Here is a 12366-nt window from a genome sequence, read left to right on the forward strand (position 1 = left end):
TAACAATCATAAAAGCATATATGATCCCATCACCTTCACATATTATACGGTTAAGGTTAGACATTCTTTGTCTAGCCCTAACCCTATGCATCCTCAATTTTAGTTGTAACTCAGAACCAAAAACAGATGCTAAAGCTGAAGTAAAAACAGAAACCAAAAATCAAAAACCTGTACTTTCTTTATCCAATTCGGAAGCCAATGAAATAAAAGAATTACTAGACTCAAATGAGATTTTAAGAAATTCATTTGAAGAACAAAAAACAAAGGCTGATAAAGCAATCGTAAATGGAATAGAAGTTCCAGTACCAAAAGATCCAGGTGGCGGTTATTCTCATGAAAAACACAAGCGTAATTATGGAGAAATGTACGCTGCGGGAATTGCTTTTATGATTACTAAAGATAGTAAGTATTCTGAGTTCGTAACAAATATGTTACTTGCCTATGCGGATATGTATCCTCAGTTACCATTGCATCCAAAAAGAAAAGAAAATCATCCTGCAGGAAAATTATTTTGGCAAGGATTAAACGAAAGTGTATGGTTAGTTAATTCTATTCAAGCTTACAATTTGGTAAGTGATGCTATTTCATCAGAAGATAAAAAAACAATAGAAAACAATGTCTTCCGAAAAGTAGCTGAATTTATAAGTGTAGATTCCAAAAAAACCTTTAATAAAATTCATAATCATGGAACCTGGGCAGTAGCGGGCGTAGGTATGACAGGATATGTTCTCAAAGACCAGGATATGGTAGACCGTGCTCTATACGGAAGTAATAAGGACAAGAAAACCGGTTTTCTTAAACAAATAGACATGCTTTTTTCTCCAGAAGGATATTATTCTGAAGGACCTTATTATCAGAGATACGCTATGATGCCCTTTATGCTTTTCGGGCAGGCTATCCAACGTAATCAACCTGATCTTAAAATCTTCGAATACCGAGATCAATTATTAGGCAAAGCTGTAACCACAGTATTGCAACTTACTGATGAAAATGGAGCTTTTTTCCCTTTTAATGATGCATTAAAAGAAAAAAACTATTTAACCAGTGAATTGATATTCGCCAGCAATATTGCTTATGCCTACTATAATGATAGTTCGCTACTGCCTATTACCCATGAGCATAATAAAGTAAGTATATCTGGAGCAGGACTTTCTGTTGCAAAAGCACTTCAGAATTTCAATGCTAAAGAATACGAAAAAAAATCACTACTTATTACCGACGGTAAAGATGGAAATGATGGCGGATTAGCATTGTTGCGTATGCCAAACTTACAACGTAATGAAAAGCTTACTACGGTCTTTAAGTTTGCATCGCAAGGTATGGGGCACGGACATTTTGATCGACTTTCATTATTCCTTTATGACGGAAAACAAGAAATCATTCAAGATTATGGTGCCGCAAGATTCTTAAATGTAGAATCTAAGCAAGGAGGTCGCTATTTACCAGAAAACAAAACTTGGGCTAAACAAACAATCGCTCATAATACGGTTACTATAGATGAAGCATCACAATTTGGAGCGAATGTTAAAGCTTCCAGCGAGGTAAGTCCTAAACTATTATTTTCTAACGTAAGAGATAAAGATTTTCAAATTGTTAGTGCTAAAGAAGAAAATGCATATGATGACATAGCTATGCAAAGAACAATTGCACTAGTAGAGGGTAAAAATTCAGAACAACCGCCTTTTATAATCGATGTGTATCGAATCGCTTCTGCTAACAAGCATCAATATGATTTTAATTTTATGTATCAAGGACATTTAATGGAAACTAATTTTGAGTATATCAAAGCAAACACATTATCACCACTTGGTACAAAAAACGGATATCAACATTTATGGAAACTTGCAGAAGGTAAAAGCGATCATAACCTAGCCACATTTACTTGGCTTAATAAGAACCGCTTCTACTCTATTTCGAGTCTTGTTTCTAAGGATAGTAAAATGGTTTTTTCGTTATTAGGAGCTAACGATCCCGAATTTAATCTCAGAAATGATGCTTCTTATATGTTGCGAGAAAATGATAAAAAAGACCATGTTTTCGTGAATATTATTGAGCCGCACGGAAATTTTGATCCCAAGTTAGAATCCGTTCAGAATCCGCATTCTCGTGTAAAACACATTCAATTATTATTTTCAGATGAAAACTACACTATCGTAAAAGCAATATTCAATAATAATGAAAGCTATACGCTAGCAATAGTGAATAACGATCACGATCCACACAAAAAGCATACAGTAACCATTGAAGATCAAGAATTTCAATGGACAGGAAATTATAATTTAAAAACCAACTAAACAATGAGCTATTCTAAAATAAAAAGCGAAGTATTTTTTGTAACAAAAGACAAACCTTGGGAGCAAGCAGCAGAAGGAATTACACGTCAGATGATTGGTTATGATGTAAACATCATGATGGTAAAAGTAGCATTCGAAAAAGGAGCTATAGGGTATATCCATGACCATTTTCATTCACAAACAACATACGTGGAATCAGGAAGTTTTGAAGTGACAATTGGAGATGAGAAGAAAATATTAAATGCAGGAGATGGTTTTTTCATCCCTCCTAATGTTTCTCATGGAGCAGTTTGTTTAGAAGCTGGAGTATTAATTGATGTTTTCAGCCCGATACGAGAAGACTTTTTAGAAATTGACTTCAAAAAGAAATAATTGATGAAGAAGGTACAAGGATTACGCTGGTGGGTTATAGGTTTGATTGCCTTAGCAGCTGTTATCAACTACATAGACAGACAAGCGTTTTCTGTTTTATGGGAAACTGAAGGAGGTATTGCCGATGAGCTTTATCCTGATTTGGACCAAGAAGGACGCAAAAAAGTATATGGTGATATTGGCTTTTATTTCATTATCGCCTATGCATTAGGACAAGCACTATTTGGAAGAATTTTTGATAAAGTAGGTACCCGATTAGGTTTTGCCATTTCTATAGGCTTTTGGTCATTAGCCACAGGTTTACATGCTATAGTGAGAGGTTTTTTAGGCTTCACTTTAGTAAGAATGTTGTTAGGATTATCAGAAGCTGGTAATTGGCCTGGAGCAGCAAAAGGAAATGCTGAGTGGTTCCCCACAAATGAAAGAGCAGTTGCTCAAGGAATTTTTAACTTTGGAGCATCTTTTGGAGCATTAATCTCCATCCCTCTTATAGGACTTTTAGCACAACAATTACATTGGCAATTTGTCTTTTTAATTATTGCTATTCTAGGATTTGTTTGGCTAATTCCTTGGTTTGTTTATGTAAAAACCTCGCCAAAAAAACACCCTTGGATAACTGATAAGGAAAGAAATTTAATTATCGATGGACAAAAGAATGAATCAAATTCTAGTGAAGAGACAGAAGAGAAGAGTTTAAGTTACGGTAAGCTTTTAAAAAACAAACAGAGCTGGGGAGTTATTCTAGCCTCAGCAGCGATTGACCCAATTTGGTGGATTTTTGTAATCTGGATACCTAATTACTTGGTTAATGTTTTTGAAATGGATATCGCAGGAATCACCAAATTAGGTTGGGTTCCTTTCCTTGGAGCCATGATAGGAGCTTGGTTTGGTGGATTAATAGCTAAATCATTTTTTGCTAAAGGCTGGAGTACCAACAAAGTTAGAAAAACAACCATTGCAATTGGATGCGCTATTATGCTTCCAGCATTACTCTCTTTAAGTAATCCGGGTAGTCCACTAATTGCTGTACTTATTATGGCAGTTATTCTATTTGGTTTTCAAACTGCAATTGGTAATATCCAAACGCTACCAAGTGATTTATACAACGGGAAATCGGTAGGAACTTTATCTGGATTAGCAGGCATGTCTGCAAAATTCGCAGCAGCAGTTTTAACATGGTACATTGGAAATAAATTACCGATAGACAAATACTCTTTTGTATTTCTAATTGGAGCTGCACTTGTAGCCATTGTAGTTTTTTCTGTATGGGTGCTTATACCAAAAGTTGAACCAGTAAAGGTAAAGAGCTAAATAATAAGAATTAAAATTAATCAACATAAATAAAGTTTAAAAAATGAGTTTAAAAGAAAAAGTTGCTGTAGTAACAGGTGCAACTGGTGGAATAGGATTTGCAGTTGCGGAAAGATTAGGAAAAGATGGATATACCGTGATTTTAAATGGTATCGAAGATGAAAAAGGAGCTGAAAGAGTTAAAGAACTTACAGCACAAGGAATCACTGCAGAATATTATGGATTTGATGTTACTAATGAAGAAGCTGTTACATCAAATATTACTGCAATCGGTGAAAAATATGGTAAAATAGACGTACTAGTAAATAACGCTGGTGGACTAGGTGGTAGATCTAGATTTGAGGAAATGACCACAGAGTTTTACAGATTCGTAATGGCATTAAATCTTGATTCTACATTTTTTGCATCAAGAGCTGCCATCCCATTTCTTAAAAAAGCAGAAGGATCTTCTATTATCAACTATACTTCCAATGCTGGATGGACCGCTGGAGGACCAGGAGCAGGAATTTATGGAACTTCTAAAGCTGCAGTTCATGCAATTACAAGAGGATTGGCAAAAGATTTAGCAGAGTACGGAATTAGAGTTAATGCAGTATCTCCTGGTACAATTGATACTGATTTCCATAAACAAATTAAATCTACTAAACCTGAAGTGTTTAAGTCTTGGGCAAACAATATTATGCTAGGAAGGTTAGGACAGCCAGAAGATGTAGCTTCTGTTGTTTCGTTCTTAGCAAGTGATAGTGCAGCGTTTATAACTGCCGAGACTATCCAAATCGGAGGTGGACAAGCGTTAGGTATTTAATAACATCCTGAAAAATATAAAATGAAAAAAGTAGTAACCTTTGGAGAAGTTTTAATGCGTATTGCTCCTTTGGGAAACAAAAAATTAAAACAATCTAACCAATTAGAATACTACTTTGGTGGAACCGAAGCCAATGTCGCCATTTCCTTGGCACAGTTCGGAAATAATACTAAACATATCACTGCAGTATCCAATGATTTTGTTGGTGACGCAGTAAAGAGCTACTTGCAGAAACTGGGAGTAGATACTGGTTTGATTATTGACTCGTATCATCCTCTGGGACTTTATTTCCTGGAGGTTGGTGCGGTCATGAGATCAAGTACGATTGCATATAATCGTTCTAATTCTGCTTTCTGTCATATTGATCCAGATGTTATTAATTGGGAAAAAGCTCTTGAAGATTGTGATTGGTTTCATTGGACAGGTATTACTCCTGCCCTTTCCTTAAATGCATATAAAGCTTTGCAAAAAGGATTAGAGATTGCTAACCAAAAAGGAATTACCATTTCCGCAGATCCAGCTTATCGCAGTGGACTTTGGAATTATGGACACAAGGCAAAAGATATTCTTAATCAATTAGTAGAATTATCAAACGTATTCATTGGCGGACCTAATGAAATTAATGAATTACTAGATACCAGTTTTTCATACGAAAATGAAGATTTTATCCAAGCAAGCAAGCTTCTTATCCAAAAGTACCCGAATCTAAAAGGTGTTTTTGATAAAACAAGAGTATCCCTAAATGCTAATTGGCATAAAATTAAAGCGCGCCTATGGAATGGTGTTGATTTTTATGAAACTAATGAACTAGAAATAACCCACGTGGTTGATAGAATTGGAACAGGTGATGCTTATGCTGCTGGATTAATTCATGGTTTAATGCATTATGATGATCAAAAAGCTTTACAATTTGCCAATGCTGCTTGTGCTTTGAAGCACACTATAGAAGGAGATGCAAATCTGGTTTCAGAAGCCGAAGTATTACATATAATTGAAGGAAACTTATCAGGACGTATAAAAAGATAATATGGCAGATTATACACGAATCGAAGTAGCGCAAATAACAAAGGATACAGGTATAGTACCTTTATTCTATCATGAGGATATTAATATTGTAAAGCAAGTTATCAAAGCATGTTATGATGGAGGTGCACGTGTTTTTGAATTTACAAATAGAGGTGATCATGCTCAAGATATCTTCGGCGAAGTTGCCAAATGGATACAAAAAGAATTACCAGGTATGGTTTTAGGTGTTGGATCTATTGTAGATCCTGGCACCACTTCTTTATTCATTCAAAAAGGAGCTAACTTTATTGTTTCTCCAATCTTAAATAAAGAAATAGCCAAAGTCTGTAATCGCAGAAAAGTTGCATGGTTACCTGGCTGTGCTACTCTTACAGAAATTAATTATGCTGAAGAATTGGGCGCTGAAATTGTAAAAATATTTCCTGCTGCTCAAATCGGTGGAGCTGATTTTGTAAAAAGTATAAAAGCTCCATGCCCATGGACTAGTATTATGCCAAGTGGTGGAGTCACTCCTGAAAAAGAAAATTTAACTGATTGGTTCAATGCAGGCGTACATTGTGTTGGTATGGGATCTAAACTTATCGTAAAAGATAAGAATGGAAAACTAGATTATGACAAGATCACGGAGCTTACTAAAAACTCAATAAACATTGTAAAAAGCTTACGAAATCGCATTCTATAACCTCTATTTTGGTATTACAGTAAAACCTTCTTTTAAAATATCAAATTGATACAAAAACAATTAAATTAAATAATTTTTCACAAAAATTGTCTTAAATAAAAATAATCTATATATTTGGTTAACCAATTTGGTTAACCAAATATAATTTCACCAATTCTCTAAATGAAATAATTATGAAAAATTTATTACTTATCTGCACAATGCTAACTATGACCTTGGGGTTTTCTCAAATTCCTTCAGGATCAGGCACATATATCAATAAATTGATTTTAAGTCCTAATGGTCCAGATTTAACTAATGAGTATATAGAGATAAGAGGTACTCCAGATGCTGTAATTCCTTCAGATTTATATCTAATAAATGTAGAAGGTGACGGAGAAGCATCTAGAAGTGACTATGGAGAAGTTGGAGAAGTGATTCAATTAGGTGATGGAACAAGAACTTTTGGTTCTAACGGATTTCTAGCTATTGTAGCAAATTATACTGATGAAAATACAAGTGTAGTTACTACAAACCCTTATTCTAGCGTTATCGCAGCGGGGACTACTGTGGTTACTATCGAACTTGTAGGAAACGATGTTACTGGATCTTCTAGTAGTAATGTTTCTTCATTTACGCCAGACATTGGTTATGATGGAAATTTTGAAGATTGGAGTGCTACTTATATGCTAATACAGGCTCCTAGTGATCCTAGTGGTGTTGATATAGATGCTAATGACGATGGTATTATCGATGCGACAGGTGATCATACGATGTGGACACGATACGATTCAGTAAGCTTTTTAGATGAAGATGACTTACTTGATGCTGGAGATAATGGAGAGTTCGGATATGGGCAAATTATCGTTGTAAGAGATTTAGCTGAAAACTCTGCTAGTATTTTTACAGATACTGGTGCTACAGTAATAGAAAACACAGGGAGTAATGTACACTTCTGGGGTAGACAAGGTACCTCTACAGGTTTTGCAGCTTCAGATTGGATAGCAGCTTCTTTTGATGGAACAGGTCCTAATTGGGAGTTCTCTAGTAATACAGCACGTGTATCTCCAGAAGAATTCGCTGGTTATGTTATTCCTAGTGATATATATGGAGCTTTAAACCCTACTGTTGCGTTATTATCCGTAACAGGACAAGAATTGACTGATGATATTTCTTTCTATCCCAATCCGACATCGAATGTAATTAACATAAATTCTAAAAATGATATTATACAATCCTTAGAGGTTGTGGATGTTACAGGTCAAATTTTATTGAACAAAAAAGAAAACTTAGATGTTGTTGATCTAACACCATTTGCTACTGGTTTGTACTATTTAAATATATACGGTGATGGTGCAAAAATCACCAAAGCAATCGTAAAAAAATAAGAACGCATAAAATCAAAATAATGGTTTGATTTTAAATTTGAGTTTACTACTATCTATTTGATATCCCTGCATTTTTTGTGGGGATATCATGATTAAAATCAATAACTTAACGCCCTGTAATCGATGAAACATTTTATTTTATTTTTTGGTTTAATTGTAAGTTATAGTATAACCGCACAGGTCACCTTAGATGCTAATGGTCCAGGAAATACTTATGAACTCATTAATAGCGTTCTTGCACCTACCAGTGGAAATGTAATAGAAGCTCCTGGAATTACAGGAAGTACCTGTGACAATCATTCTACTTATGTTGGTACGGATGGAAATCGTCATATAGATGAGCTATTTGATTCTGATTTAGGTATCAATGTTTTTAGGTTTCTTCTCCACGTAGATGAAGATATAGATCGTGACAAATGTAATACTACCGATAGACAACGTAATGAGATCAAAACGTACGCACCTTCACCTGATAACCTAAAAGGTACATTAGGAGAAACAGTTCAATACAAATGGAAGTTTAAAATCGATGCTAATTTTCAACCCTCTACCAGTTTCACCCATTTACATCAATTAAAATCAGTTGGTGCGGATGCTGCAGAAGAAAGTCAACCACTAATCACGCTAACTGCAAGGAAAGCAACTGAAGATCGACTAGAACTAAGATACGCACCTACCACATCGCAATCTACGCTAACCACTGCAAATCTTTCTTTACTAAAAGGAAATTGGGTAGAAGTAGTTGAAACGGTTACCTATGGAGAAACTGGGAACTCTAACTATAGCATTATTATTACCAATGTTGATAGTGGTGCAGAAATTCTAAACTACTCCTCTTCTAATTTAAGAATGTGGAAAACAAATGCAGATTTTATAAGACCTAAATGGGGTATTTATAGAAGTTTAAATTCTGCTTCCGATCTAAGAGATGAAGAAGTGTTATACGCTAATTTTTCCATTACCGAAAATCCTAATTTATCAGTACCTACTGTGTCAGAAAAAAAATTATTTGATATATACCCAAATCCAGCAAACGCTACCATAAATATTACCTTTTTAGAAAACATCAGTGATTACGAAATAGTAATCACTAACCAATCTGGACAATTAGTTCGTAAAGGCGGAATATTAAAAACCGATACACTTGATATCACTACTCTTTCTAATGGACTCTACTTTATTAAACTAATAGATCATAAAACCAATACCTTTTCTGTGGAGAAAATTGTAAAAATGAACTAATCTCACATTCAATATGCGATCAATTGTCATTCTATCTATCTTTTTCTTATATGCTACCTCATATACCCAAGTTTCGCTTAGTGCCGATGGACCTGGAGACACCTATCAGCTTATTGCTTCTAAATTAGCTCCTGGTTACAACCCTATAGAAGCACCTGGAATAAAAAAAGGTGATTGTGATAACCATTCTAATTTTAAAGACACTCATATTAGTGAGATTTTTAGCAAAGAATTACAGAAACATGTATTTAAATTCGTAATCCATGTAGAAGAAGATAATGATCGTTGTAAGAAGTTCGATCGACAACGTAACGAAATTAAAAGCTACAAATCTTCACCTGATCATCTCAAAGGAGTACAAGGAGAAACAGTGGAATACAGATGGAAATTTAAACTGGATAAAGGTTTCCAACCTTCTAAAAGATTTACTCACTTACATCAACTAAAAGCTGTAGGAGGATTGGATAAAGATATGCCTCTTATTACATTAACTGCCAGAAAAGGAAGTGTTGATCGTTTAGAATTACGATATGCCTCTGGTTTGGATCAAAACACCCTAACCAAGGTAAATTTAGACGAGCTGAAAGGTAATTGGGTAGATGTGATCGAAACAGTAACTTATGACGAAAAAGGAAAAGCTAAATTTTCTATAATTATTAAAAATCTAAAAACAGGTAAAACTATATTAGAGTATAAAAACAATGACCTAAAAATGTGGAAAACAGAAGCCGACTTCATTAGACCTAAATGGGGTATCTATAGGAGTCTAAAAAATTCACAAGATCTTAGAGATGAAGAAATATTATTCGCTGACTTTGTGATCACTGAATTATAGCTCTAAAAAACAACGAAATCATTACCTGCAAAAACTTTACATAATAATAATTAGCTCGACTGAAATTTTATACTAAAGATCAAAAACTCTACTTAGGTTAAAACCGAAGAAAAAATCTCCATCACCCCAATCACCAGAAGCCTGACCAAGGAATCCATTTTCGAACATAGGTTGTGCATTGGTAAAATGTAATTGAAAAACGTGACCACCAGTTTCTATATCTACGCCAATGGACAGTGGATTTTTGAACGCAGAACTACTACTCCTGTTTAAATGATATCCATAATCTACATTTAAGCTAAATCGTTTTGTAAGTTTATAACGACCACCAACACCCATAATAAATTGAGAATTATCCTGATCATCAAATCTTACAAAATTTTCGTGAAGATAGGAAGGCGCAAGTTCTAGAGATAACCTTTTTCCAAATTTCCTAGCAATCAATACCTGAGAAACATAAGACAATCTGTTATTAAATTCTAATTTTGGTAATTGATCCGTATCTAAACCAGTATTTACGGTTACTAAATTATATCCTACGATTGTTAACGGAAAACCATTTTTCTTTTGTCTAAATAACCTATATTTTACGTGACCTCCATAAGTTTTCTGAAATGAACTTCGAGCAATTCCAATATTAACGGCATCAGAGATCCCATAAATAAATTTTAATTGAGTAACCGCTTGATCCAATCCAAAGAAGTCATCAATTCCGTTTTCTACACTACCAAATCGATGCGCAACAATAAAAAATAGATTTCTCTTATTAACCAGTTTTGTGGATTCAAAATTAACAATCTTCAACCCTTTAAAAGTTGAGGAGACATAATTATCTTCCTGTATACCGGACTCTAATTCATTTAACAAATCATCCTGAGCTAATAGAGTATAAGGGAATATTAATAAAATTAAAATGAGTTTTTTCATTAAGACGATATTATGATAAGAATAAGTGTTATTTACTATTTTATTATGGATGCCTGATCAAGCTTTACTATTTCTAACAGTTCATCATACCCAATACATCTTCCCTTTATGGAATAAACGGAATTCAAATTGGTTTCCAAAATACCATGATTGGCATCAAAAGTACAGTAGGCAGCATTTGCAAGCATTAAAGAATTTGATTCAATTTCTGTAAGTGCTCCTTTTACAATGATAGTTTTGTTTAAATATTTCTTCGAAGCTAGTTCTGCATCCTTGGAAAACTCTTTCACCAAACTGATTGCCTCTAAATTAAACGACGCTTCTTCCTTTTCAATATTTCTATGAGATTGATAAAGATATTTATACCCAAAAAAACCACCAATGGCTAAAATGACTAGAACTATTATAAGCTTTTTCATAACGAAGTATTAGGCTTAAGTTGTTTTAAAAGTATGAAAATTATCCTCCGAATGAAACATATTTTTGCATATGAATGAAATTTGATCTAATTTCTACCGACCAAAACTTAATATATAACTCACTTATGAAAGTACATTTTCTTAAATTCTTTGTCTTTTGTGCACTATTTATACATATTGGTTGCGAGAATGATAGCGAAGATGATTTGGTTGATGTAACTCCACCTGTTACCTTAGTTACCTATGAATCTGACGTGAAATCTATTATCGATACAAACTGTATTGCTTGTCATAATGACCCTCCTATTAACTTTGCTCCAATGCCTTTATTAAATTTTACACAGGTAAAAGAAGCTGTAGATAATCGTGGTCTGCTAGATAGAGTATCCTCTGAAGATATTAGTTTTTTGATGCCTGCAGGTGGCCCAAGACTTCCACAGGCAACTATTGATATCATTTTACAGTGGAATACAGATGGATTATTAGAACAATAAAATAACAACCATTCTATGAAAAATATCATATTCGTTTTTCTTTTTATTATTTCTGGAACTGTCTTTGCCCAAGGAAAATTCATTACTAAAAAAGGTGTTATTAGTTTTGAAGCTTCCGTTCCTTCTTTCGAAGAAGTAAAAGCAAAAAACACGACAGTAACGGCGATCTTAAATACTGATAATGGAGAAATTGCTGCTCTAGCATTGGTAAAAGGTTTTAGATTTAAAAATGCCTTAATGGAAGAACATTTTAATGAAAACTATATCGAATCTGATGATTTTCCAAAAGCTACTTTTAAAGGCGTACTGGTAGACTTTGATGTAGAAAATTTACAAAAAGAATATATCATTAAGGGGAAGTTATCGCTACACGGAAAATCAAAAGAGATACAAACTAAAGGGATCATAACAAAAGACGGAAATACAATTTCTATTTCATCAACATTCATTGCAAAACCAGAAGATTTTGATATTAAAATACCAAGTATTGTAAGTAAAAAAATTGCAGATGATATCTCGGTATCCTTAAATTTTCTTCTAATAAAGAAATAAATAACAACGGTAATAATTTAAAATCAATTCTATACGAACA

The 12366-nt window shown here is 34.0% G+C and carries 13 protein-coding genes; 11 read left to right on the forward strand and 2 right to left on the reverse strand.

The features are described 5' to 3' along the window. The first annotated feature begins 20 nt into the window (after positions 1 to 20). The 9 genes from Q1B37_RS13930 to Q1B37_RS13970 all read left to right on the forward strand — a co-directional run bounded on the left by Q1B37_RS13930 (position 21) and on the right by Q1B37_RS13970 (position 9934). Positions 21 to 2294 carry a heparinase II/III family protein gene (locus Q1B37_RS13930; RefSeq protein WP_299899437.1) on the forward strand — a complete coding sequence of 758 codons (2274 nt, stop codon included), beginning with the start codon at positions 21 to 23 and terminating at the stop codon, positions 2292 to 2294. A gap of 3 nt (positions 2295 to 2297) precedes the next feature. After that, positions 2298 to 2666, forward strand: coding sequence for a cupin domain-containing protein (locus Q1B37_RS13935; protein ID WP_219008159.1), 369 nt, complete (start codon positions 2298 to 2300; stop codon positions 2664 to 2666). Between the two features lie 3 nt (positions 2667 to 2669). Then, positions 2670 to 3977 carry an MFS transporter gene (locus tag Q1B37_RS13940; protein WP_299899438.1) on the forward strand — a complete coding sequence of 436 codons (1308 nt, stop codon included), beginning with the start codon at positions 2670 to 2672 and terminating at the stop codon, positions 3975 to 3977. Between the two features lie 43 nt (positions 3978 to 4020). Next, positions 4021 to 4782 (forward strand): SDR family NAD(P)-dependent oxidoreductase, encoded by a 762-nt coding sequence (locus tag Q1B37_RS13945; protein ID WP_299607521.1) that lies wholly within the window; start codon positions 4021 to 4023, stop codon positions 4780 to 4782. Positions 4783 to 4803: 21 nt separating this feature from the next. Beyond that, positions 4804 to 5808, forward strand: a complete 1005-nt coding sequence (locus Q1B37_RS13950) for a sugar kinase (protein ID WP_299899440.1) — start codon at positions 4804 to 4806, stop codon at positions 5806 to 5808. Position 5809: 1 nt separating this feature from the next. Continuing rightward, a complete protein-coding gene (locus Q1B37_RS13955; RefSeq protein ID WP_299899442.1) occupies positions 5810 to 6490 on the forward strand; it encodes a bifunctional 4-hydroxy-2-oxoglutarate aldolase/2-dehydro-3-deoxy-phosphogluconate aldolase in 681 nt (226 codons plus the stop codon). Positions 6491 to 6663: 173 nt separating this feature from the next. After that, on the forward strand, positions 6664 to 7857 hold the full coding sequence (locus Q1B37_RS13960; RefSeq protein ID WP_299899444.1) for a T9SS type A sorting domain-containing protein: 1194 nt from the start codon (positions 6664 to 6666) through the stop codon (positions 7855 to 7857). 123 nt (positions 7858 to 7980) lie between these two features. Further along, on the forward strand, positions 7981 to 9099 hold the full coding sequence (locus tag Q1B37_RS13965) for a T9SS type A sorting domain-containing protein (protein ID WP_299899445.1): 1119 nt from the start codon (positions 7981 to 7983) through the stop codon (positions 9097 to 9099). A 13-nt stretch (positions 9100 to 9112) separates the two neighbouring features. Beyond that, positions 9113 to 9934 carry a heparin lyase I family protein gene (locus Q1B37_RS13970; protein ID WP_299899446.1) on the forward strand — a complete coding sequence of 274 codons (822 nt, stop codon included), beginning with the start codon at positions 9113 to 9115 and terminating at the stop codon, positions 9932 to 9934. 72 nt (positions 9935 to 10006) lie between these two features. Here the strand turns inward: Q1B37_RS13970 and Q1B37_RS13975 are convergent, their stop codons facing one another. Both Q1B37_RS13975 and Q1B37_RS13980 read right to left on the reverse strand, forming a co-directional pair. Next, on the reverse strand, positions 10007 to 10861 hold the full coding sequence (locus Q1B37_RS13975; protein ID WP_299607534.1) for a DUF5777 family beta-barrel protein: 855 nt from the start codon (positions 10859 to 10861) through the stop codon (positions 10007 to 10009). 35 nt (positions 10862 to 10896) lie between these two features. Continuing rightward, positions 10897 to 11280 carry a hypothetical protein gene (locus tag Q1B37_RS13980; protein ID WP_299899447.1) on the reverse strand — a complete coding sequence of 128 codons (384 nt, stop codon included), beginning with the start codon at positions 11278 to 11280 and terminating at the stop codon, positions 10897 to 10899. A 125-nt stretch (positions 11281 to 11405) separates the two neighbouring features. Here Q1B37_RS13980 and Q1B37_RS13985 point away from each other — a divergent pair, with 125 nt between their 5' ends. Beyond that, positions 11406 to 11774 (forward strand): hypothetical protein, encoded by a 369-nt coding sequence (locus Q1B37_RS13985; RefSeq protein WP_299899448.1) that lies wholly within the window; start codon positions 11406 to 11408, stop codon positions 11772 to 11774. A gap of 15 nt (positions 11775 to 11789) precedes the next feature. Next, positions 11790 to 12326, forward strand: a complete 537-nt coding sequence (locus Q1B37_RS13990) for a YceI family protein (RefSeq protein ID WP_299899450.1) — start codon at positions 11790 to 11792, stop codon at positions 12324 to 12326. Positions 12327 to 12366 lie beyond the last annotated feature (40 nt).

This window comes from uncultured Aquimarina sp. (genome assembly GCF_947492965.1).
Classification (GTDB): domain Bacteria; phylum Bacteroidota; class Bacteroidia; order Flavobacteriales; family Flavobacteriaceae; genus Aquimarina.

Excerpts from the sequence above, each read along its gene's own strand:
- Q1B37_RS13930 (WP_299899437.1), top strand. The coding sequence starts at position 21 with ATGATCCCATCACCTTCACATATTATACGGTTAAGGTTAGACATTCTT.
- Q1B37_RS13935 (WP_219008159.1), top strand. The coding sequence starts at position 2,298 with ATGAGCTATTCTAAAATAAAAAGCGAAGTATTTTTTGTAACAAAAGAC.
- Q1B37_RS13940 (WP_299899438.1), top strand. The coding sequence starts at position 2,670 with ATGAAGAAGGTACAAGGATTACGCTGGTGGGTTATAGGTTTGATTGCC.
- Q1B37_RS13945 (WP_299607521.1), top strand. The coding sequence starts at position 4,021 with ATGAGTTTAAAAGAAAAAGTTGCTGTAGTAACAGGTGCAACTGGTGGA.
- Q1B37_RS13950 (WP_299899440.1), top strand. The coding sequence starts at position 4,804 with ATGAAAAAAGTAGTAACCTTTGGAGAAGTTTTAATGCGTATTGCTCCT.
- Q1B37_RS13955 (WP_299899442.1), top strand. The coding sequence starts at position 5,810 with ATGGCAGATTATACACGAATCGAAGTAGCGCAAATAACAAAGGATACA.
- Q1B37_RS13960 (WP_299899444.1), top strand. The coding sequence starts at position 6,664 with ATGAAAAATTTATTACTTATCTGCACAATGCTAACTATGACCTTGGGG.
- Q1B37_RS13965 (WP_299899445.1), top strand. The coding sequence starts at position 7,981 with ATGAAACATTTTATTTTATTTTTTGGTTTAATTGTAAGTTATAGTATA.
- Q1B37_RS13970 (WP_299899446.1), top strand. The coding sequence starts at position 9,113 with ATGCGATCAATTGTCATTCTATCTATCTTTTTCTTATATGCTACCTCA.
- Q1B37_RS13975 (WP_299607534.1), bottom strand. The coding sequence starts at position 10,861 with ATGAAAAAACTCATTTTAATTTTATTAATATTCCCTTATACTCTATTA.
- Q1B37_RS13980 (WP_299899447.1), bottom strand. The coding sequence starts at position 11,280 with ATGAAAAAGCTTATAATAGTTCTAGTCATTTTAGCCATTGGTGGTTTT.
- Q1B37_RS13985 (WP_299899448.1), top strand. The coding sequence starts at position 11,406 with ATGAAAGTACATTTTCTTAAATTCTTTGTCTTTTGTGCACTATTTATA.
- Q1B37_RS13990 (WP_299899450.1), top strand. The coding sequence starts at position 11,790 with ATGAAAAATATCATATTCGTTTTTCTTTTTATTATTTCTGGAACTGTC.